The organism is Acidiferrobacter sp. SPIII_3 (assembly GCF_003184265.1).
GTDB lineage: Bacteria > Pseudomonadota > Gammaproteobacteria > Acidiferrobacterales > Acidiferrobacteraceae > Acidiferrobacter.
Map to the genome: position 1 here is coordinate 802,505 of NZ_CP027663.1, position 21,796 is coordinate 824,300.

Here is a 21,796-nt window from a genome sequence, read left to right on the forward strand (position 1 = left end):
CCGGCGTCGCTTGCCTTTTATCGACCGAACACGGACAGTGCGCGCCTATGATACATCGAACCGATCCCGCACGGCAGGCACCCTGGCAGGTGGAGATGGCCGCGGCCATCCGTGACCCCGAGACCCTAGTCCGGGTCCTGGGGCTACCGGATACCCTGCTTGCGGCCGCACGCCGCGCGCACGAGCATTTCCCGGTACGGGTCCCTCCCGCCTATCTGGCGCGTATCCGCCAAGGCGACCCCGAGGATCCCCTGCTGCGCCAGATCCTGCCGCTCGATCTGGAGGAGGCCCCCCAGCCCGGGTTCTCGCGGGACCCGGTCGGGGATCTGGCCGCCCAGGTCGTACCCGGGGTCTTGCACAAGTACGAAGGCCGCGTGCTGCTGACCGCCACCGGGGCCTGCGCCATTCACTGCCGTTATTGCTTCCGACGCCACTTTCCCTACGCCAAGGCCCATGCCGCGCGCGACCGCTGGGCCCTAGCCACCGCCCACCTCGCCGCCGATCCCTCGATTCGCGAGGTGATCTTGAGCGGGGGCGACCCCCTGACCTTGAGTGACGACAAGCTCGCCGGCCTGATGGGTGCGCTACGCGCCCTGCCGCACGTAAAGCGCCTGCGGCTGCACACCCGCGTGCCCGTGGTGATCCCAAGCCGCGTCGATGACGGGCTTCTCGGCTGGCTTGATGAGACGCCGCTTGCGGTGGTCATGGTGTTGCACATCAATCATCCGCGCGAGGTGGACGAAGCCGTGGTTCGCGCTTGCGGGCGCTTGCGGGCGGCGCGCGTCACGCTTTTGAACCAGGCGGTGTTGCTCGCCGGGGTCAATGATGACGCCGAGGTGCTGGCGGCCCTGAGCGAGCGGGTGTTCGAGGCCGGCGTCCTGCCTTATTATCTCCACATGCTCGATCGCGTGGAGGGGGCTGCGCATTTCGCGGTCGACGCCGCGCGCGCCCTCGGACTTCTGGAGGTCCTGCGCGTCCGGCTTCCCGGCTATCTCGTGCCGCGGCTGGTGCGCGAGGAGGCCGGCGCCCCGGCCAAGGTCCCGGTGGTCACGGTTGGCGCAGGCCCCGGTTACCGGTAAAGTACGCGGTTACGTATAGAGGCGGGGCGGATAAGGTGGCGATTGCGGACTTGAACCTTTGGGACCCCGGGCTGGCCGGTTTGGGCGTGGGTCTGGCGCTGGTCACCGCGTTTTTTCTGGGCATGGTCCATGGGATAACGCCCGATGAGCACACCTGGCCGATCACGTTCAACTATGCCATCGGATCCTATTCGGTCCGCGGAGGCTTCAGGGCCGGTCTGCTGTTCTCGCTCGCCTTCACCTTGCAGCGCGCGATCGCCTCCGAACTCGCCTATTTCGCCATGAGCGATTTTCTCTCCGGGGCGCGCTGGAATTTCACGGTTTATATCGTCGTCGGGGCCGTCATGGCGGCCTCGGGGCTTTTCATATTGCGCAAGGGTCGCGTCCCGCACCTCTTCCACAGCCATGCGCTCGATCATGAGGCCCGCGACGAGCCCGCGGCCTTGCCGCGTTATATGCCGATCGTCCATGGTTTTCTGGCCGGATGGGGGACGGGTGCCTTTGCGATCATCGTCTATACGGTCCTGGCGCCGGCCATGCACCATGCCTATCTCGCATTCCTGCCCGGTCTTCTCTTCGGTCTCGGGACCACGGTCACGCAGATGCTCCTAGGCTCCCTGTTCGGTGGCTGGATGGCCCGGCGCAAGCTCGATGGCCGCGCGCGGGTCTATGTGGCGCGCAAGATGGCCGGCCGCACCTTGAGCGGCGGCGGCGCCGCTTTCATGCTCGTCGGCGCCCTCGGGCTCATGGACCCCGGTCTGGCCTCATTGTCCTGGGCAACCGGTCTGCGCGTGCATAATCTGGCGCACCTCGGCGTGGGTCTGATGCTGGTCGTGATCCTGCTCGTGCCGATCGCGGGCTATGCCTTCTGGAAATCGGTGCGCGAGGCCCGCCAGCGGTTTCCCGCCGCCTCGTAAGGTCATGGCCATTCACGGCCCGGGATACGGCGTCATGCGCAGGTACGGCCGGATTTCCTTGTAGCCTTTGGGGAATTTGGCGCCGAGCGCGGCCTTGTCCTTGATGGCCGGGGAGATCACCACATCGTCGCCGCTGCGCCAGTTGGCGGGTGTGGCCACGCTGTAGCGGTCGGTCAGTTGCAGCGAGTCGATGATCCGGAAGATCTCGCCGAAATCGCGTCCCGTGCTGGCCGGGTAGGTCAGTATGGTGCGGATCACCTTTTTCGGGTCGATGATGAACACCGAGCGCACCGTGAGCGTGTCGCTTTGCCGCGGATGGATCATGTCGTACAGGGTCGAGACCTTGCGGTCCTGGTCGCCCAGGATCGGAAACTCGACGTGGGTCTTCTGGGTGTCGTCGATATCCTTGATCCATTCCTTGTGGGTCGAGACCGGATCGACGCTTACCGCCAGCACCTTCACGTCACGACGCTTGAACTCTTCCATGAGCCGCGCCACGCTGCCGAGTTCGGTCGTGCATACCGGCGTGTAGTCGGCGGGATGCGAAAACAGCACGGCCCAATGGTTGCCGATCCATTTATGGAACTCGATCGGCCCTACCGTCGAGTCCTGGCTAAAGTCAGGGGCAATGTCGCCGAGATGCAGACTCATAAAAACCTCTCTGTATGGATGGATATAAGGGAAGACCGTGTGCGAGGATAAGCGCAAAGCGTCTAAGCGCGATGGGTCTTAGGGAGGAGGCTATGGGTTGTGTCAGATTGACCGTCACGGGGACCGTGCAGGGCGTCGGCTTTCGCGCCTATGTGCGCGATGAGGCGCGCCGTCTTTTCATTACCGGCTGGGTGCGCAATCGCGCGAATGGATCCGTCGAGGTTCTGGCCTGCGGTCCGGAGACGGCGCTTGAGGCGTTGACCGAACGGATCGCCAAGGGCCCGGCGGGGGCGCAGGTCATGGGCCTGGAGCGCGAGATGGCAGATGAAGGGCGGGTACCCGAGAGCTTCCTGGTGCGCTACGACGAGATTTGAGGGCGCGAGGCGTGCATTTCCAGGACGGGAGGATGGCCGCGCCGCGCCCGCTCAGGCCTCGGTGGGCGAGGTCATGTGCATGGCCTCCGGATCGGCACCATAGCGGGCGAGCCGGACCTGCGGGTGCCTGACGCGGGACCGCGCGCTGGCCACGGCACTGATATCCCGCACCGAGTAGGCCGCGTATGCATCTCAAGATGCGGATGAGCCGCAGCGTGGCCTCGAGCACGCGGAGCGGTCCTCGTCGGCGGACCCGTCATCGGATCGTCGCTGCCTGCCGCGACATTTTCCGTATGATCGACCCCCGCCAGATGGTCCCCGCAGGGTCATGTGTTTGCGATGCGAAGGGCTTGAGCAGGTGAGCATCGGACGGTCGAGGCCCGCCAGGGCGATCTCTGCGCCCGCGACCGATCCTCGCCATCGTAACCCCGGCTCCGGGGGTCCTTGCCTCCCGGGGCGCCCGGCCTCGTCACGCGCTGCCCCAATAGGTTAACAATAGAGCCGATATAAGTTGACAATAATAAGGTTACGGGTTGACAATAAGCGGTATGGCGTCCCTGCGAAACCGAGGTGCAGTCGTGCGCACCTTCATCATAGAAACCGTCGATAGGCATCCCGCCGATATTGCACGGGTCGCCGCCGAGAGGTTCGGCTGCTCGCGTCAGGCCACCCACAAACACCTTCAGCAGTTGTGCAAGGAGGGCATCCTCAGTGCCGAGGGGCATACGCGCAGCCGGGTCTATCGCCTGGCCCCCCTCATCGCCTGGCAAAAGCAATATCGTCTGGCCGGATTGGCCGAGGACCGGGTCTGGCGCGCAGACGTCGCGCCAGCGCTTAAGGGTCTGCCCGATAACGTCATGAATATCTGGCACTACGGTTTCACGGAGATGTTGAATAATGCCATTGATCATTCCGCGGGGACTTTCGTCACGGTGGAGTTTGCCAAGACCGCCGGCGCCACAAAAGTTTCTCTGTTTGATGACGGCGTCGGCATTTTCAAGAAGATCCAGGCTGCGTTGAATCTTGCCGACGAGCGCCATTCCGTCCTTGAGCTCGCCAAGGGCAAACTCACGACCGACCCGGCCCACCATACGGGTGAAGGGATCTTTTTTTCCTCACGCATGTTCGACGAATTTCTCATCCTTTCCGGTGGCGTTTTTTTCTCACACAAATTCCAGGAGGCCGAAGACTGGATCCTGCAACCGCAATCGTCGACGAAGGGGACGCTCGTGACGATGCAATTGCACAATCACACGGCGCGCACCGTGCGAAAGGTCTTCGATGCGTTTACCTCCGGGGAGGACTATGGGTTCACGAAGACCGTCATTCCGGTCGAACTCACGCGTTACGGCGATGACAATTTGGTTTCGCGATCCCAGGCAAAGCGCCTGCTCGCGCGGTTCGATCGCTTTAAGGTCGTCGTGCTCGATTTCACCGGTGTTACCGCGATCGGTCAGGCGTTTGCTGACGAGGTGTTTCGCGTGTTCCACGCAAAGCATCCGCAGGTCCAGCTCATCCCCTGTCACACGAATCCGGAGGTCACGCACATGATTGCGCGCGCCAAGGGCGCCCGCTCCGCCAGCTGATTGTGATGCCCGTCGCCCATGGTGCGGGCCATCCCCCGCCTAGGCGATGCCCGGCCTGACGCCCTCTTCTTGTCTGGCCTACAAGAACGACCCCCCGCCCCGCCGGGGAGGCCGTAAAAGTTGGACAAATAGGGGAGCCTATCGACGAAACTCCATTCGGGGGCCACGCAGCGAACGAAGAGGACATTTCCCGGCCGATGACGTTCCACGTCTACAAGGCCTTTTTCCTGTGCGAGATCACAGGATCGGGCCGTAGTGACGGCCATGAGACGGACGACATGGAGTTCCCCCCCCCTCGGACGATTGCCGTCATTGTCGCAGGCGCGCGTGGTCCAAAGCCAGGTCGCGCGAATGTTCGACCATCACCAGAACCCGGCGGAACGAACCGACTTCGACTGAATGGCTGGACGGTGTGGGTTAAGTCCAGTGAGTGGAAGGATCGCCCGCGGATCCGCTATTGATGGAACCAGCGCGCATGGAAGACGCGATAGACGCGGTCGGGGTAGTAGGGGAGTCCGTTGCTGCCGTTATAGGCGGCGAGCGCCGTGAACAGATCGCCGCGGTGACGATTCAAGTAATGCCGAAGGATGTGACAGCCCATGCGCAGGTTCGTGCGGATCCGGAAGAGGTTGGCGCCAGGCTGGCCCAGCCGCTTCGTCCAGAACGGCATCACCTGCATGAGACCAAGCGCCCCCCGGGGGGAGATCGCATAGGGGTTGAAAGCGCTCTCTACTTCAATCACGGCGAGCACCACGCGCGGGCGCAGGCCCTCGCGCAGTGCCGCGTACCGGACGTCTTCGAGCAGGCGGACCCGAAAGCGCCGCCCCGGGACCAGGACCGACAGGCGTTGCGACATGTCGGCGAGCCACACCTCGGCGGCGAAGCGGTTCGCAAACGCGTCGCGATGGATAGGGATGTGCCCCCAGGGCGCGGTGGGGGCGGCGGCGTTCGACGCCTGCGCCAGCGCCCACAGCGCGAGACCCAAGGCCTTAAGACGCCAGGCGCTTGGCAAGCCGGGTGCGGACATCGGCGAGCGGCCAGTTCTCGGGCTCGGCATCGCTGCGCCCCTTGTATTCGATGGTGCCGGCCTTAAGACCGCGATCACCGATCACCAGGCGGTGTGGCAGGCCGATCAGGTCCATGTCCCCGAACAGCACGCCCGGGCGCTCGTCGCGATCATCGAGCAGGACATCGATGCCATCGCCGCGCAGATCCTCATAGAGGCGCTGCGCGGCCTGCGCCACTTCCGGAGACTTATGAAAGCCGATGGGTACGATGGCGACCGCAAAGGGCGCGATCGGGGTCGGCCAGATGATGCCCCGTTCGTCGTGGTTTTGTTCGATGGCCGCCGCCACCACCCGCGATACACCGATACCGTAGCAGCCCATGATGAACGGCTGGGATTGGCCGGTCTCGTCCAAAAAGCCCGCAGCCATCCGGCTGCTGTATTTCGTGCCGAGCTGGAAGATGTGTCCGACCTCGATGCCGCGGCCACGCTCGAGGGCCGTCTGGCATTGCGGGCAGGGGTCGCCGGCCACCACCTCGCGCAGGTCGAATACGGTGGGCTCCGGGAAGTCGCGCCCCCAATTGGCGCCTGTGAAGTGATGGTCCTCGCGATTGGCGCCGCATGCGAAGTCGGCGAGCGCCAGGGCCTCGGGGTCGGCATAACCCGGGATCGCGAGCCCCTTGGGTCCGGCCGCCCCCGGCACACCGCCTGCGGCACGCACCTCGGCGGGCGTCGCGAAGGTGAGCGGGCTCAGGGCGTCCGGAACCTTGGTAGCCTTGACCGGGTTGATCTCGCGGTCGCCGCGCACAAAGAGCGCGATGGGGCCGTGCGTGCCCTTGATGAACACCGTCTTCAGGATGCGTTCAGCGCTGACCGACAGGGCCTGCGCCACCTCGTCCACGCTATGGGCCGCGCCGGTGTGCACTTCGGCGAGCGCCTCGGTGGCCGCCGGCCGCACCTGCGCCGCGTCGCTTTGCGCGAGCTCGACATTGGCGGCGTAGTCGCACGCCGGGCAGGTGATGATCGCATCCTCGCCGGTATCGGCCAGGACATGGAATTCGTGGGAGGCATCACCGCCTATACTGCCGGTGTCGGCGCGCACCGCGCGAAAGCGCAGGCCCAGGCGCGTGAATATGCGCTGATAGGTCGCATACATGACCTCATAGGTAGCCTTGAGGGAGGCGTGATCGGCGTGGAAGGAGTAGGCGTCTTTCATCAAAAACTCGCGCGCGCGCATGACCCCGAACCGTGGGCGCACCTCGTCACGGAATTTGGTCTGGATCTGATAGAAGTTCATGGGCAGCTGGCGGTAGCTGCGGATCTCGCGCCGCGCGAGATCGGTGATCACCTCTTCATGGGTGGGGCCGAAGCAGAATGCCCGCTCGTGACGGTCGGTGAGCCGCAAGAGCTCCGGCCCGTAATATTGCCAGCGTTCGGATTCCTGCCAGAGCTCGGCGGGCTGGACGGCCGGCATCAAGACCTCCTGGGCCCCGGACCGGTTCATCTCCTCGCGGACGACGGCCTCCACCTTGCGCAGCACGCGCAGCCCCATGGGTAGCCAGGTGTAGAGCCCCGAGGCGAGCTTGCGGATCATGCCGGCGCGCAGCATGAGGCGATGGCTTACGATCTCGGCGTCCGCCGGGTTTTCTTTCAAGGTGGCCAGCAATAACGCCTGGGTACGCATGGTTTGGGAAAGGTCCTCGGTGATTGAAGCCGGTCATCTGGCGCCGCAGGTGGCCCGCCGCTTATCGCGCCACCTATGGTAATGATATACGAATACCCCAGAAGCGGGAGTCACGGGCCCCGTTTATTGAGAAGGCGCCCCCGCGCCCTGTGCGGGCGTTGCCGAAAAACTCGCGACACCCGCTATGTAAGCGGTAACCCAGAGGCGTTATAGATTCCGCTGGGAACGGCCGACATGCTACGCCCATCGTTCAACGGATGGGGGCGGGCAATGACACGATCGGTGATGATCCGGCAACGCTGGGCACGCTGGCGGGAACGACTGGCCGACCAAGCGCGCAGCGGCCTTGGGGCCGCGGCCTTCGGCGAGAAGGAAGGGATCGCGACCAAGACGTTCTATGGATGGCGGGCGTGGCTCTGGGACAGTGAGGGTCGGCAGGGAGCCGCCTCCCATCGTGGTCGCAATCCGGTACCCTTCATCGATCTCGGAGCCATGAGCGCAGGGACCCAAGCCCGGGATATCCACCTCGAACTGCCGGGCGCCGTCGTCCTCACCATGGACAGGCGCTGATGTTCTTTCCCGAGCAGCGTGTGCGCGTGTTTTTGTATGGCCAGCTGGTCGACATGCGCCGCTCCTATGATGGCCTCTACGCCCTTAAGCGACACGGCATGCGGCAGGATCCCCTGGCCGGGCACCTGTTCGCATTCATCAACCGGCGCGCCACCCAGATCAAGATCCTGTACTTCGAACGCAGCGGGTGGTGCGTGTGGGCCAAGCGTCTGGAGCAGGGGGCGCTTTCTGTCCGACTGGCGCCATGTCACCCACCGGGAGATGGATTGGACGGGCTTGAAGCTGCTGCTCGAGGGTGTGGAGGGAGGGCGCATGCGCCAACGCTATCGATATCCAGGAAATGCGCAGGAAACGACAGATTCTTCTGCCATTCATACAGGCGCTCCGGTATAAGGACCCCATGGTATGCAGCCCTCTATCCACCCCACCGACGCTCGAGGAAGCGGCGGGCTTGAGTCCGCAGCAGGTCGTCGACGTCATAGGGACGCTGAGTGCGAGATGGCCCACTTGAAGCGCCAGATCGATTGGTTCCGCCCACAGATATTCGGCCACAAGAGCGAGCGGCGCATCGTGCCGGTGGATACCGGCCAGATGAGCCTGGGCGAGGGCCTCACCAGCCCCGAGACTGGTTCACCGCCGCCGACACCTACGCGGCCCGTGGCCGCCCACCACCGGCGCCGTGTGGCCCAAAACCCCGGTACGGGGCCGGGCCGTTGCCGTTCTTCGATGCCGACCGGGTGCCCATGGAGGTCATTACCCCTCGCCTCTCCCGAGGCGGAAGCGTTGGCCCCCGAGGAGTTTGAGGTCACCGACACCAAGGAGACCTTCCGGCTCGCCCAGCGCCTCGGCAGTTATGTGGTGATCAAGTATGTCTGGCCGCTCATCAAGCGCCGGGCCGACGGCGCCCTCTGCTGTCCGGCAGCCCCCGTGGGGGTGATCGAGGGCAGCCGGGCGGACGTGAGCTTCCTTGCGGGCCTGCTCATCGACAAGTTCGCCTACCACCTGCCCTTGTACCGTCAACACCAGCGCCTCATGGATGCCGGCTTTCGGTTGAGCCGCCCGTGGCTGGACCGGGCTGGGGTCCACCACGTCGGCACCGTGCAGAGCCTGATCGCCACCTGCCGCCTGCAGGGGGGTCGATCCCTACGACTACCTGGTCGATGTGCTGCAGCGGGTCGCGACCCATCCGGCGTCTGCTGTCTGGCAACTGACTCAGCGGTTATGGAAGCCGCTCTTTGCCGCCGACTCCCTACGTTCCGACCTCCATCGCATTGCCCCATAGTGGGCCGCCAATGCTCACCGCGAATCCCTGACGGACCGTTCGTGGCGCACGCAACCGCGCTCTACGCCCGTAATCTCGCCCCCGTCGATCCCGCCACCCCTCAACGCCTCCTCGTCGTACCTGAAGACAGTATGCCGGTCGGCTTGCCTCGCGATCTCTAACGCCGCTGGGTTACCGCTTACCCCGCTATCGCCAAGCCCACCCCGGCGCCAGCGCTCGCACCGCGTCCGGCAGCGCCGCGGGATGCGGCCCTTGAGTCCCTACCCCCGAGATGCGCGAGGCGCTGTTGCGCAAGGCCTCCGATTTGGGCGTGCATCGAACTGATGATGTGGTGTGGGCCATGGTCGCCTCCGTACTGGATGCGACGCTCGCGGCGCAGGTCGCGGGCCAGCATGTCAAGACGTTGTCGCTGGAAACCCGCAAGGTCCCTGAGTTGATCTACCAAGGGACCATGAAGGCCAGCGCCGACTTGGCCGCCGGGGTTGCCAAAGGCATCGAGGACAAAACGGCTGAAGCGGGGGCGGCGTTGGTCACCACCATCGGCGTCGCCGCGAGCCGTGGCGCTGCCGAGCTTCAAAAGGCGGCTGCTGGATTGGACCGGCTAGGAGCCGAGAAAGGCGCGGCGTTCGTGGAATCGTAGAAAACCGAGGTGGCAACCGCCGTCGAGAAGCAGGCGCGGACCGCGCTTAATAGGTCCATCGCGCGATAGTGGGTGTCAGCGGCGTTCACGCTGCTGCTCACGGCCGTGGCCGGTGGCGCCGTGGCGCTCGGCACGCCGACTTGGATCATCACCTCATCACGGTCGGCGACTTGCAGTTTTTCCATCCCAGCCCGCATCGCGACGCCATCCTGCGGTACAACGGCTCTGGACCGATCACAGAGGGCCCGGATTGCCCGCGCTACGACCAAGCGTGTCTCAACATCCGATAACCCACAGGAGCAAAATACCATGACTGACATCGAAGCTCACCGGTAGTGGATGACGGCCCATTTGTGTCAGGTACAAACACCTGACCCGCGGGGACCGGCACCGCCATCCCCAACGCCACGCATCACCCGACACTGGCTTCGACTTGCGTGGCCGGTCCTTATGACGCTATCGCGCACTCTTCCATGGCTGTCTGTGGCGACCAGTGGGTAACACGGCTCACACGATCAAATATCTGTGCTAGCGGATCCCTATCATTCAACCGCGAATCCGCAGACGTCCGCGCCCTTTGCCTTTTTGGTTGCGATTGCTTAGACGTGACCACGGCAAGCATCGTTCCCACCAGCGCCAGCACAATAAGTCCCGGCACCGTATTGGCGAGCATGTGCCCGTACATATGCCCCGCCGCCCGCAACCGCACGTTCATAGCGAACGCCGCTAATTCCCGGTCATTTGTTTGGAGAGGCGCCTCGACTCTCAGCCGCAGCTGTTCCGCTTCGGTCGGGTGTTTACTGTGCCAATGGGCCCAAACGACAAACCGCGACATGGTCAGGGATTCCGTGTAACGAAGATGGCCGTTGATGAGATCCCTTAAGGCAGCATATAGCGGATGATCCAAGCCCCGTCCACTCTGAAGAAAGTAGTCGCGTACCTCCTGGCGCAAATCAAACAACTCATCGCGGGTCTTATCCAAGAGGCTCGGTTTATAGACAAACCACCATGACGATAAGGCCAGCAAAATGGCGATGCCAAGCATGATGTCATTCATGGATGTGATCCTCGGTCCTGCCGCGGGGTGGCGCCTGTCTCCGTCAAGCCACTTGTGCTCCGGTAGGCGTCACCCTTCTCCACCAACTGTTGGAAGCGTGCCTTTTCCTTGATGGCACGCTTCTTTCCTTGCCGCTCGAAGAACCAAGCAATAGACGGAATGATACCCCACAAGGATTTCACCAAGGTACTGGTGGCCGAAATGACGGCGGCGGAATGTCCCATGGCCGTACCAAGCCCCGCCATAATCATATGGAGAGCATAAAGGCCTGCGCCCAGAATAAACATCAGACGGATAAGCTCCATCCGTGCGTTAAAACGATCCGCCCTCAGCCTCAGTTTCTCAATTTCGATTTCGATCTCGAAATCGTGCTGATCCATCCCGTTTTGCCCTGGTTACCTCGCAAGCGACCGAAATAGCGTACCATACCGAACTGATCCGCAGTGCCTCAAAAGGGCCCAACCGCGGCTCACGGGGTTTTTGCCCATGACCTTAGCTGCTTTGTCCCCTGCGCTGTTGGGGGGAGGGAAAGGATTGGCCGTCTCGCACCCAATGCCACCACGGGCCGCTCCGAGCGGCTGAGCACGATCCTGAGCCCACCCCTCTCGGTCGGGGAGAGGTCTCATGACTTTTTCACTCCATGGGCGCGGGCTTGTACGAGGGCGATGAGCTCTTCCCCGGCGCGGCGGTTTCGCTCGGACAGGCTTTCACGTGCCGGCGGCGTCGTTCTGTCCACCGACCGAGACGCGTTCACGAGCAGGTGCTGGCCGCGGTTCAGTGCCCGCTCCATCCAGCCGGCCAGAAACTTCGGCATACCCCGCGGCGTCTCGACCTTGCTAGGATTGGACACGAGCCAAAGCTTCGCAGAGCGGATGCACTGGCCAATGTCCAAGGTAGGATAGGTCTCACGAAACAGCCTGCACGCGTCCTCGGTGACGGGGTACATCCCACCGCCGACCACGGGCATGGTGATCACCGCGGGCGAATTATCCACTGGCGCGGGCTTTCCCGATCCTTTCCCTGGATGGGGGTTTTGCCGAGATGGAACGTCTGCGCCTTCATTCAGCGTCTCACCCCTGTCAAGAATGAGATCGGATGGGCGCTTCTTCTCAACGCCATCAGCTTGGAGTGCGTCAGCGCTCCGAGCTGATGTATTTATCTGCATACTCCCTGCTGTGGTTTCGGACGTAGTCTCTAGTATATAGATCGGCGGAACCCGCCAAACCAGCTTGGCGCTTTCCGCCTTACCAGTATGGCGGATTTCGCCATACTTGTTTGCTCACCCCCACCAAGCAACAAGGCCGCCGCCAGCAGATCCAGGTCCACGCGGAAGTGCATCCTGGCGGGGATGTCGCGCAGGTCCTCTTGCCAAAATCGCGTTTCCCTGAGCCGCCCTCGCGCTGTTTCCTGCTCCCGTCGCCCCATGCCCGTCTCCTCCTCCCACTGGTCCTGGGTCTTCCAGAACCAGCCTTCGAGGTCCGAGGTGCGCTTGGTCCAATAGCCTGCTCCCGTCGCCCCATGCCCGTCTCCTCCTCCCACTGGTCCTGGGTCTTCCAGAACCAGCCTTCGAGGTCCGAGGTGCGCTTGGTCCAATAGAGTGCCTGGATAGCGTAAGGGCCGGCAACACGCCCCCCGCCACATGCATCAGAGGCCTATGGAATGCAATCGGGTGATCCAACAAGTCAGTAAGTTTTTTCATGACGATCTCGCGCAGCCCAGTCAAAAGATGCCTGCCCCTCGCACACCGGCCGCACGCGCGGACGGCGCGGCCCGCTCGCATTATGCGGGGCAGGCGCTCTGGGTCGATGAGGTCTCTTAGAAGGTCGGCGCCTAACGGCCTGACTCACCCGCGAGGTTTGCGGCCGGCCCGGCTGGGCGGACGGCGCACGACCCGCCCCTCGGTAATAGGATCGTCCAGATGGGCGGCGATGTCGGTTCCATCCAACTCCTCTCGCACCCATGCCAGAATCCGGTTTCGCAGATTTCGGACCTGTCGCTGTGAGATCCCCACCGCCTCGGCGATCGCCGCCGTTTCTCCGCAACCGAGTTGGGCGCTCGCGATCAGAACGTCACGATCTAGAAAGTCGGTGGGGGCTGCCCCGAGAATCGCGTCCCAACCATCGCAGCCCAAAAGCCTGGCGGGCACCAATGGGGCGCGGCGTTGGCCTCGGCCATAACGACGCGGGTCGGCGCCCTGGGAAAGGTCGTCGCGGTCCAGGTCTATGGCGCGGCCCTGAAGTTTTGTTTCTCTGAGATTTGTATTGCGTTCGAAGTGTTCGGAATGGCCGATGGATAGAAAATGATCGGCGGCCGCGATTTTGCCGCCCATCGATTTGATGGGGTCCCTCTGCTGGGACAGTGTGAGGCCGGTCCACGGGGCAGATAGGCGGCAGTCGGGATCGCCGGCATTGCCCCCCGCATGGGGCGTGGAGCGGGTCTGGATGTGTATTAGGCCACCCCGACGCGACGAGCGGGGGCGGCCCGGGCGGGGTGCCGGGGTGGTCAGCGAGTCGAGGTAGGCGGCGAGGTCCAGGATAGAGACGCGGCGCCGGCGGCCGATTTTGACCGTGGGAACCGGAAAGCGTCCCTCGGCGACCTCTTTTTTAATCGTTTTGATCGACGCCGCCCGCGCGCGCAATATCAGCAAGCGACGCGAAGGCCTGACCCGGAAGGAGTTGTTGTAGTAATTCGAAATTTTCGATAAAGGTTTATGCTATGCATAGCTCTAGTCCTCTTTCGAGGACAGAGCCGCACGCGGATATCAGGGGAAAACGGCTTCGGGACTGTGCCGTATCCGTTTTCCCCACCGCCTTGTTTTTACTGACAGGCCCGGGGTCGTCTGTCGAACACCCCTAGGTGCTGGTGGCGCTAGGAAAACTCACCGCCCCCACAATTAAGCTTCTCCGTGGTGGACAACCCTAGTCTCCAACATGGCACACACTCATAGCCAAGGGCACTGAGAACTCTAGATGACCCCGATAAGCTCGTCAAGGCCCAGTAAACGATAACAAATGTTATAATTAGGGCAATTGTCCGCGTCCACATTCTGTCCACCGTCACCGTGACGAATCCCGTCCTTATGGCGCGCCGCCTTCGCGGGGTTCCGGGGGCGATGGCGGCCATAGGTGCGCGGCGCCGCGCACGCCGGAGGCGGCGCCGTGGCGGGCGGGGACGATGGGCGTGGTCAGATCGTCCGTGAACGCCGCTTGCGCGAGGATTGCGGGCACCTCGGTGTAGAGCGCCGGGATCGCGCTCAAGCCGCCCCCGAGCACGATCACGTCCGGGTCCAGGATATTGACCACGACCCCGAGCGCGCGCCCGAGGCGGGCGCAATAGAGGTCGAGGGCTGCCTGCGCCCGGGAATCGCACGCGACGCGCGATGCGATCTCGTGGGCGGTGGACCCTTTCGGCCCACCCAGGGCCTGGTAACTGGCGGCAAGCCCCGGACCCGAGAGCAGGGTCTCTACGCACCCCCGGCGCCCGCAGTAGCAGGTCGGGCCGTCGGTCTCCAGGATGTTGTGTCCCCACTCGCCGGCGATATGCTGGCGCCCCGGCCACAATGTCCCGTCGAGGACGAGGCCCCCGCCGACCCCGGTGCCGAGGATGACCGCGAATACGCAGCGCAGGCCTTGGCCTGCCCCGTCGCGCGCCTCGCTCAAGGCCAGGCAGTTGGCGTCATTCTCGAGGCGCACCGGGCGATCGAGGCGACAAGCGAGGTCCTCGCGCAGCGGCCGGCCGTTGAGGCAGACGGTATTGGAGTTCTTCAGCATCCCGGTCTTGTGCGAGATCGCGCCCGGGCTGCCGACGCCCACGGTGCACGGACTTTTGGCCACGCCCTCGAGATCCCAGACGATCGCCGCGATCGCCTCCAGGATCGCGCCATAGCCCTGCGCGGCCGGCGTCGCTATCCGCCGGCGGGCGAGCTCGCGGCCCGCGGCGTCCATGGCGATCCCTTCGATCTTGGTGCCGCCGAGATCGATGCCTATGCGCACAAGGCATCGAGCCAGCGGGCGTAGACCGTGTCCGCGGTTTTGTGCAGGGACGCGACCTTGGCGGCGGCATCCTCGCGCATGACTTCGGCGGTTTGAACCGAGGGCGAGGCCACGAGTCGCCGCCCGGCGGCGCTGCCCGCCCAGGCATCGATCATGGTGGTGGTCATCTCGATGTGGCACTGCAGGGCCAGGGTGCGACCGATGACAAAACCTTGATGGCGGCAGAAGGGGCCGGTCAGGATCGGGGCGGCATCCTGTGGGATTGTGAAGGTCTCGCCGTGCCAGTGAAAGACCTCGAAGCGCTCGGGCAGTCCGGCGAGCCATTGGCGGCCGGCCTCGCCCGGCACGCGCTCGACCAGGCCCCAGCCGATCTCCATCACCGGGTTGGGTCCGACCACCCCGCCCAAGGCCTTGCTGATGAGCTGGCCCCCCAGGCAATGGCCCAGCACCGGCTGGCCGCCAGCCTGTGCCTCGCGGATGAGCGCCAGGGCCTTGGGGATCCACGGCAGGGGGTCATTTACGCTCATGGGGCCGCCCATGAAGATGAGCCCCGAGTAATCGCGGGCTGTCCGCGGCATGGCATCACCCTGATCGACGCGGATCAGGGTATAGGGTAGGTCGCGCCTTTTCAGGACATCGGCCAGGTAGCCCGGGCCCTCGCCGGGGGCATGTCGGAAAATGGCAAGAGGTTTCATCTGGTGGAGAGGCCTTGATTCGTTGATCATTACCGTCCCGATCCGGCCCCACTCGAACGCACGGCCGTGCGCGCCGGGGTCGGATCGCCCGTGCGTCAGTATAGCGGCATTGAAGGCCCGCGCCCTAGTCGGCGGCGACCATGGGGGATGTCTCTCCGCCCAGCCGGCGCCCCCCGATCAGCAGCACGAGCGGCAGCATGGCGACAAAGCTCATCGTGATAAACACGAACGTGGCGTCGAAGGCCACCATCTGCGACTGCCGGGCCAGGGTCCCGGCCAGTACGCGGGCGCCGAGCGGGGTTTGCGGAAGCAGGTGCAGTGGCGCGAGATAGGTGGTGGCGGCCGCGCCAAAGGTGCTGATGTGCGCCCCTATCGTGTTCCACGCAATCTGGCCATGGCGGATGAACATGGTTGTGACCAGCGAGATGCCGATGGACGAGCCGACCGTGCGCATGAGACTAAAGAGCCCCGCGGCCTCCGATGCCGATTCGTGCGGGAGCGTCGAGAATGCGACCGTCGAGAGCGGCACATAGATCATGCCCAAGCCCAGACCCTGGATCAGCACCGGCCAAATGACCTGCCATTCACTGATATGGAGGTCGTAATGTCCCATGCCCCAGGTCCCAAGGCCGCTCAGCACGATGCCGATGGCGATCAGGATGCGCGGACTCATGCGCGTGATGAGCCGGCCTACGAGCAACATGCTGAATGCGCTCACCACGCCCCGCGGCGCCATGGCAAGACCGGTGGTAAGCGTCGGGTAATGAAGGAGCTCCTCCAGGAATAGCGGCTGCATGACCATGGAGCCGTACATGCCGAGACCGAAGATCGCGAGCAGCAGGCTTGCCACTGTAAAGTTGCGGTCGGCCAAGATGCGCAGATCGAACAGGCGTGATCCGCGCCGCCCGATACTATGCACCGCGAAGGCGGCCAGACCAGCGATTGTCACCACCACCGCCAGCTGAATGCGCAGCGATCCGAGCCAGCCGTATTCGTTGCCGCGATCCAGGAGAAATTGCAGGGCGCTGATGCATAGGGCCAGATAGGTGAGCCCCGCCCAGTCCATGACGCGCTCACGGCGCGCGGTGTCGGGGACCGATGTGAGCGCCAGGACATAGGAGAGGATGCCGACCGGGAGGTTTATGAAAAAGGTCCAGCGCCAACTCAAGACCTCGGTCAGATAACCGCCCAGGGTGGGTCCGAGAATGGGACCTATCATGACCCCGATGCCCCAAATGGCCATTGCCCGCCCGCGTTCCTCGACCGGGTAGATGCTTACCATGATCGCTTGCGAAAGCGGGACCAGGGAGGCCCCGAAGGCCCCCTGCAACAGACGGAACACGACGATCTGGCCAAGCGAACCGGCCAATCCGCACAGGGCGGAGAACAGCACGAACCCGAAGATGCTGATGAGCAGGTAACGTCGGCGGCCGAGCCGGTCCATGAAAAACCCCGTGAGCGGCATGAACACCGCGGACGCCACGAGGTAGCTCGTCAGCACCCAGGTGATCTGATCGGGGGTGGCCTCGAGCTGCCCTTCCATGTGCGGGAGGGCGACGTTCACGATGGTCATGTCGAGCACCTGCATCACGGTCGTGGCCATGACCGCGATCGTGACTAGTAGCCGCTGTCGGGGGCTCACGGCCCGGTTTCAGGGGGAGGATTCTCGATACATATCAGGATACTGCACGCTGACAGATCGAGGAGTGTGACGCCCACGGATCCTCGCCACCATCGCGCGAATGCCGACTGCGTGCGGTGGCCGAGTACGATGAGATCGACCTGAAGGGTCTTGGCGGCACGCGCGATCTCGTCTATAGGCTCGCCCAGCGCCACATGCCCCCGCGCCTTTATGCCGCGCTCTGTAAGTCGGGTGACACCCTCGTGCAGGATTTCCTCGACGTACCGCGTCTGTTCCGCGAACGGTGCGTCACTCGACAGCGACTCGCCCACGATCGATGTGGCGCTTGTACGGACCACGGCAAGGAGGTGGACGAAGGCCCCGCAGGCGCTCGCCAGTTCCGCCCCCTGATGGAGCGCGGTGCGGCCTTCGCGGGTGCCGTCATAACAGAGGAGCATGGTGCGAAAGACCATGGGCGTCTCCGTCAATGTTTGCGGGCCTTGCGGAAAAAGACCGTGGCGTTCGCGCTCGTCCCGATCCTGAGCGGCCAGCGGGGGTTCGGGTTTAAGATCAATATCCGCACCGGAACGCGCTGCGTGACCTTGACCCAGTTCCCCGTGGCGTTCTCCGGCGGGAGGAGCGAGAAGGCCGTACCGCTCCCGCCACTGATGCCAACTACTCTACCGCGGAAGCGCTGATTTGGGTACATGTCGATATGGATGTGGGCGCGGTCACCTACGATCACGTGGCTAAGGGAGGTCTCCTTGAAGTTGGCGGTCACCCAATACTCGCGGCTCGCGATGAGCGCGAACAGCGGCGTGCCGGCCTGGATGTAGGCGCCGGGCCGCAGGCGCATGTTGCTGAGATAGCCATTGGTTGGTGCGCGCACCAGGCAGTGGGAGAGATTGAGCCGTGCGCGCGCGAGCGCGGCGCGGGCGGCGGCCAGCGCCGCGCGGTCGGCCTTGACCGTGGCCTGCGCCGTCTCCGAGGCTTGTGATGACAAAAAGTGATGCACGGCCATGCGTTGCGTGCGGCCGCTGATGGCCTCGGCATTGGCGAGCAGGGCCTGCCGTTGCTGGACCGAGGCGCGCGCCGCGAGCACGGCGATTTGGTAGGGGTGCGGGTCGATCTCAAACAGGCGCTGATGAGCGTGAACCGGCCGGTTATTGTGGACGAACACCTGTGCCGCCGGTCCGGCCACCTGCGCGGCTATCGACACGACATGGGCGCCCACGTAGGCATCATCCGTACTCACGTAATCCTGAAGGCTGCGCCAATACACATAGGCGCCGTAGATGAGGAGGATGGCGATGAAGGCGAGCAGGGCCTTTTGGCGGAGCAGGGCGCGGACTCTCTGCGACAGTCGGGACATGAGGGGCTGGGCCTGTTTGAAGTCTTAAAGGGACAAGAGCCGGTCACGGATTTTTTTGAGAGCGGCGGTGGTTACGGTTACTTCCTCTGCGCTCAGGTGCGTAAGAAGTTCGCGGCTCAGGTCCTCGGCCATTTCGCTTATGGGCCGCATCAAGGCGCGCCCGCCCTCGCAGAGATGGACGGTCTTGCTGCGGCGGTCGTGGGGCGATTCCCGCCGCTCGACCAGACCGTCGGCGGTCAGGCGGTCCAGTAAGCCCACCACCGTCGGCGCTTCGACCCCGAGGCGTGCCGCGAGTTCGGCCTGCGTGCAGTCCTCGCTACAGGCGATATGGACCAGCATGCGCCATTTGGCCTGGCTTAAACCAAGCGGTCGCAGCCGCCGGTCCAGCTCGGTTCGCCACAGCCGTGCCGTTTCGTGGAGTATTCCTGCAAACGACTCTTGAGGAAGCCCCATCGCTCGCCCCTTCTTACCCTAACTATTAGGAGGCTAACAGATATTGCCCCCGCCGTGCAAGGGTTGCGCGGGTCAGATGGCCGTCTTATCTTTCTTGATGAGGGCGTAGGCGGAGTGGTTGTGAATCGATTCGAAGTTTTCGGATTCCACGGTGTAGGCGTCGACTCGTGGGTCGGCATTCAGGGCGCTTGCGACCTCACGGACCATGTCCTCCACGAATCGCGGATTATCATAGGCGCGCTCGGTGACGAATTTCTCATCCGGACGCTTCAAGAGCCCATAGAGTTCACAGCTCGCCTTTTTTTCGACGAGATCGATCAGGTCCTCGACCCACACGAACTGATTGGTTCTGACCGACAAGGTCACGTGCGACCGTTGATTGTGCGCGCCACGCTCGGAGATCTCCTTGGAGCATGGGCAGAGGCTCGTGACCGGAACGACGACGCCGATGGTGGTGACGCCGTGGCCATTGCGAATCTCGCCGCGAAAGCTCACCTCGTAATCCATGAGGCTGCGTACGCCCGAGACCGGCGCGGTCTTGGTCACGAAATACGGGAAGGTCATCTCGATATGGCCGGCGTCGGCCTCCAGGCGCCGGGCCATCTCCACCAGCATGTCCTGGAAGGACTCGACCGATATCTCGGTCTCGTAACGGTTCAGGATCTCGACAAAGCGCGACATGTGCGTGCCCTTGAAGTTATGGGGCAGTTCGACGTACATGTTGAAGAGCGCGATGGTGTGCTGCTCGCCTTGACTGCGGTCCTTGACCCGTACCGGATGGCGGATGTCCTTGATGCCAACCTTGTCTATGGCGATCTGACGCGAGTCGACGCTGCTTTGCACATCGGCGATACAGTCGTCGGTTCGCGCACCGGGCGGTGCAGCGATCATAGCGGGACCTTAATCTTGAGTAATCTAGTCAACGATTTACTATTCTAGGCCGATTCCGAGGCCCGGGCAAGCTCTGGCATGGCATCCCGGACCTGCCGGACGATACCGGACACGTCCAGCCCGCAATCGGCCAGCATCTGTGCCGGGGATCCATGCTCGATGTAGCTGTCGGGCAGGCCGAGATTCAGGACCCGTACCGGCAGCTGCAGCTGCCCCACGAGTTCACCCACCCCGCTACCCGCGCCTCCGGCCACGACATTCTCCTCGATGGTGACGAAGAATTCATGGGAGCGCGCCAGGCGGATGAGGAGCGCCTCGTCCAGGGGCTTCACGAAGCGCATGTTGACGACGGTTGCATTCAGCGTCTCGCCGGCGCCAAGCGCCGCACTCAAGAGTGAGCCGAAGGCCAGCAGGGCAACGCGCGTCCCGTGGCGGCGAACCTCGGCCTTGCCGATGGGTAATGCCGTCATGGTCCGCTCGACGGCCACGCCGGGCCCGCTGCCGCGCGGATAACGGACCGCCGTCGGCCCGTCGTGCTGGTAGGCGGTATAGAGCATCTGCCGGCATTCGTTCTCGTCGCTCGCGGCCATGATGACGAAGTGCGGCAGGCAACGCATGAAGCTCAAATCAAAGCTTCCGGCATGGGTTGGCCCGTCGGCCCCCACGAGCCCGCCCCGGTCTATGGCCAGCATGACCGGGAGGTTTTGCAGGCTGATATCATGGATGACCTGATCGTAACCGCGCTGCAGGAAGGTCGAATAGATGGCGACCACGGGCTTTAGGCCCTCACAGGCCAGTCCCGCGGCGAATGTCAGGGCGTGTTGTTCGGCTATGCCGACGTCGAAGTACCGGTCCGGGAAGCGTTCCGAGAACTCCACGAGCCCCGATCCCTCGCGCATCGCCGGTGTGATGCCAATCAACTTCTGGTCGGCCGCCGCCATGTCGCACAGCCATTCACCGAAGATCTGGGTATAGGTCTTACCCGAGGCCTTGGTCTCCATTTTGCCGGTCTGCGGATCGAAAGGCGTCACCCCGTGGTAGACGCAGGGGTCGCCCTCGGCGGGCGTATAGCCCTTGCCCTTGCGGGTCACGACATGGAGAAAGCGCGGCCCTTTCAGGTCACGCATGTTTCTGAGCGTCGGGATGAGGCTTGCCAGATCGTGTCCGTCGATCGGGCCGATATAGTTGAAGCCAAGTTCCTCGAACAGCGTTCCGGGCATGATGATGCCCTTCATGTGCTCCTCGATGCGCTTGGCGAACTGAAACACCGGACGCACGGTGCTAAGGACCGTCTTGCTGCCACTGCGCACGCTCGAATAGGCGCGCCCCGACAGGATGCGCGCGAGATAGCTCGACAGCGCCCCGACATTCGGCGATATGGACATGTCGTTGTCGTTCAAGATCACGAGCAGATCGGCATCCATGCTGCCGGCATTGTTCAGGGCCTCGAAGGCCATGCCGGCGGTGAGTGCACCATCCCCGATGACCGCCACCACCTGGCGTGCCTCGCGTGCCTGCTTGGCGGCCACCGCCATTCCCAGCGCCGCACTGATCGAGGTGCTGGAGTGGCCGACACCAAAGGTGTCATAGGGGCTCTCCGAGCGCTTCGGGAAGCCGGACAAGCCGTTGGCCTTGCGCAGTGTCGCCATGCGTTCGCGCCGGCCGGTCAGGATCTTGTGCGGGTAGGTCTGGTGACCGACATCCCATACGATACGGTCCTCGGGCGTGTCGAACACATAATGCAGGGCGATCGTAAGTTCGACCGTGCCCAACCCGGCGGCCAGATGACCCCCGGTGCGACTCACGCTGGTGATGAGGTATTCGCGCAATTCCTGGGCCAACTGGGGAAGTACGCCTTCGGGCAGCCGCCGAAGGTCCGCGGGGGAATCGATGGTGCGCAAAAGCGCGTGCCCGGTCTTTGTCATT

Annotated in this window: 23 protein-coding genes and 1 pseudogene; 9 read left to right on the forward strand and 15 right to left on the reverse strand. The window is 63.8% G+C overall.

The annotated features are described in order from the left end of the window. The first annotated feature begins 47 nt into the window (after positions 1–47). The gene (epmB, locus tag C4901_RS04205) at positions 48–1,079 is read left to right on the forward strand and encodes an EF-P beta-lysylation protein EpmB (RefSeq protein ID WP_110136270.1); all 1,032 of its coding nucleotides are present in this window, start codon (positions 48–50) and stop codon (positions 1,077–1,079) included. Positions 1,080–1,114: 35 nt separating this feature from the next. After that, a complete protein-coding gene (locus tag C4901_RS04210; RefSeq protein ID WP_205736176.1) occupies positions 1,115–1,996 on the forward strand; it encodes a hypothetical protein in 882 nt (293 codons plus the stop codon). A gap of 12 nt (positions 1,997–2,008) precedes the next feature. Here C4901_RS04210 and C4901_RS04215 read toward each other — a convergent pair whose 3' ends face one another. Next, positions 2,009–2,647 carry a peroxiredoxin gene (locus tag C4901_RS04215; RefSeq protein ID WP_110136271.1) on the reverse strand — a complete coding sequence of 213 codons (639 nt, stop codon included), beginning with the start codon at positions 2,645–2,647 and terminating at the stop codon, positions 2,009–2,011. Positions 2,648–2,739: 92 nt separating this feature from the next. Between C4901_RS04215 and C4901_RS04220 the strand changes: the two genes are divergently transcribed. Both C4901_RS04220 and C4901_RS04225 read left to right on the forward strand, forming a co-directional pair. Further along, positions 2,740–3,021 (forward strand): acylphosphatase, encoded by a 282-nt coding sequence (locus tag C4901_RS04220; protein WP_205736177.1) that lies wholly within the window; start codon positions 2,740–2,742, stop codon positions 3,019–3,021. Between the two features lie 578 nt (positions 3,022–3,599). After that, positions 3,600–4,607, forward strand: a complete 1,008-nt coding sequence (locus C4901_RS04225; protein WP_205736178.1) for an STAS-like domain-containing protein — start codon at positions 3,600–3,602, stop codon at positions 4,605–4,607. A gap of 454 nt (positions 4,608–5,061) precedes the next feature. Here the strand turns inward: C4901_RS04225 and C4901_RS04230 are convergent, their stop codons facing one another. Beyond that, positions 5,062–5,619 (reverse strand): transglycosylase SLT domain-containing protein, encoded by a 558-nt coding sequence (locus tag C4901_RS04230; protein ID WP_205736179.1) that lies wholly within the window; start codon positions 5,617–5,619, stop codon positions 5,062–5,064. Continuing rightward, entirely contained in the window at positions 5,597–7,297 is a 1,701-nt protein-coding gene (locus C4901_RS04235) for a proline--tRNA ligase (protein WP_110136275.1), read from the reverse strand. Before C4901_RS04235 ends, C4901_RS04230 begins: the two co-directional genes overlap by 23 nt. Positions 7,298–7,567: 270 nt before the next feature. On the opposite strand from C4901_RS04235, the gene C4901_RS04240 reads away from it, so the two are divergent. The 5 genes and pseudogenes from C4901_RS04240 to C4901_RS04255 all read left to right on the forward strand — a co-directional run bounded on the left by C4901_RS04240 (position 7,568) and on the right by C4901_RS04255 (position 9,789). Further along, positions 7,568–7,867 (forward strand): hypothetical protein, encoded by a 300-nt coding sequence (locus C4901_RS04240; protein WP_145960612.1) that lies wholly within the window; start codon positions 7,568–7,570, stop codon positions 7,865–7,867. Positions 7,868–7,920: 53 nt separating this feature from the next. Continuing rightward, positions 7,921–8,322, forward strand: a complete 402-nt coding sequence (tnpB, locus tag C4901_RS19130) for an IS66 family insertion sequence element accessory protein TnpB (protein WP_370445963.1) — start codon at positions 7,921–7,923, stop codon at positions 8,320–8,322. 43 nt (positions 8,323–8,365) lie between these two features. Then, a pseudogene (locus tag C4901_RS19135) lies at positions 8,366–8,920 on the forward strand (IS66 family transposase); the annotation flags it as partial. Between the two features lie 109 nt (positions 8,921–9,029). Next, positions 9,030–9,149, forward strand: a complete 120-nt coding sequence (locus C4901_RS19140) for a hypothetical protein (RefSeq protein WP_370445964.1) — start codon at positions 9,030–9,032, stop codon at positions 9,147–9,149. 271 nt (positions 9,150–9,420) lie between these two features. Then, positions 9,421–9,789 (forward strand): hypothetical protein, encoded by a 369-nt coding sequence (locus C4901_RS04255; RefSeq protein ID WP_110136279.1) that lies wholly within the window; start codon positions 9,421–9,423, stop codon positions 9,787–9,789. Positions 9,790–10,237: 448 nt separating this feature from the next. On the opposite strand, the gene C4901_RS04260 is transcribed toward C4901_RS04255, so the two are convergent. The 12 genes from C4901_RS04260 to dxs all read right to left on the reverse strand — a co-directional run bounded on the left by C4901_RS04260 (position 10,238) and on the right by dxs (position 21,795). After that, a complete protein-coding gene (locus C4901_RS04260) occupies positions 10,238–10,846 on the reverse strand; it encodes a hypothetical protein (RefSeq protein WP_110136280.1) in 609 nt (202 codons plus the stop codon). Further along, on the reverse strand, positions 10,843–11,226 hold the full coding sequence (locus C4901_RS04265; RefSeq protein ID WP_110136281.1) for a hypothetical protein: 384 nt from the start codon (positions 11,224–11,226) through the stop codon (positions 10,843–10,845). Before C4901_RS04265 ends, C4901_RS04260 begins: the two co-directional genes overlap by 4 nt. Before the next feature lie 242 nt (positions 11,227–11,468). Further along, positions 11,469–12,011, reverse strand: coding sequence for a hypothetical protein (locus C4901_RS04270; RefSeq protein WP_145960613.1), 543 nt, complete (start codon positions 12,009–12,011; stop codon positions 11,469–11,471). A 678-nt stretch (positions 12,012–12,689) separates the two neighbouring features. Continuing rightward, positions 12,690–13,493: a hypothetical protein gene (locus C4901_RS04280; RefSeq protein WP_110136284.1), complete on the reverse strand. Its 804-nt coding sequence runs from the start codon at positions 13,491–13,493 to the stop codon at positions 12,690–12,692. 430 nt (positions 13,494–13,923) lie between these two features. Next, positions 13,924–14,838 carry an ROK family protein gene (locus tag C4901_RS04285; protein ID WP_110136285.1) on the reverse strand — a complete coding sequence of 305 codons (915 nt, stop codon included), beginning with the start codon at positions 14,836–14,838 and terminating at the stop codon, positions 13,924–13,926. Beyond that, positions 14,829–15,563, reverse strand: a complete 735-nt coding sequence (locus C4901_RS04290; protein ID WP_205736180.1) for a type 1 glutamine amidotransferase — start codon at positions 15,561–15,563, stop codon at positions 14,829–14,831. Before C4901_RS04290 ends, C4901_RS04285 begins: the two co-directional genes overlap by 10 nt. A 94-nt stretch (positions 15,564–15,657) precedes the next feature. Then, positions 15,658–17,136, reverse strand: a complete 1,479-nt coding sequence (locus C4901_RS04295; protein WP_110136287.1) for a DHA2 family efflux MFS transporter permease subunit — start codon at positions 17,134–17,136, stop codon at positions 15,658–15,660. A gap of 35 nt (positions 17,137–17,171) precedes the next feature. After that, positions 17,172–17,627, reverse strand: a complete 456-nt coding sequence (locus tag C4901_RS04300; RefSeq protein ID WP_110136288.1) for a universal stress protein — start codon at positions 17,625–17,627, stop codon at positions 17,172–17,174. 11 nt (positions 17,628–17,638) lie between these two features. Further along, positions 17,639–18,526 carry an HlyD family secretion protein gene (locus C4901_RS04305; protein WP_110136289.1) on the reverse strand — a complete coding sequence of 296 codons (888 nt, stop codon included), beginning with the start codon at positions 18,524–18,526 and terminating at the stop codon, positions 17,639–17,641. Between the two features lie 24 nt (positions 18,527–18,550). Continuing rightward, a complete protein-coding gene (locus C4901_RS04310) occupies positions 18,551–18,979 on the reverse strand; it encodes a MarR family winged helix-turn-helix transcriptional regulator (protein ID WP_110136290.1) in 429 nt (142 codons plus the stop codon). A gap of 72 nt (positions 18,980–19,051) precedes the next feature. After that, positions 19,052–19,870, reverse strand: coding sequence for a GTP cyclohydrolase FolE2 (gene folE2, locus C4901_RS04315; RefSeq protein WP_110136291.1), 819 nt, complete (start codon positions 19,868–19,870; stop codon positions 19,052–19,054). Between the two features lie 44 nt (positions 19,871–19,914). Beyond that, a complete protein-coding gene (dxs, locus tag C4901_RS04320) occupies positions 19,915–21,795 on the reverse strand; it encodes a 1-deoxy-D-xylulose-5-phosphate synthase (RefSeq protein ID WP_110136292.1) in 1,881 nt (626 codons plus the stop codon). Position 21,796 lies beyond the last annotated feature (1 nt).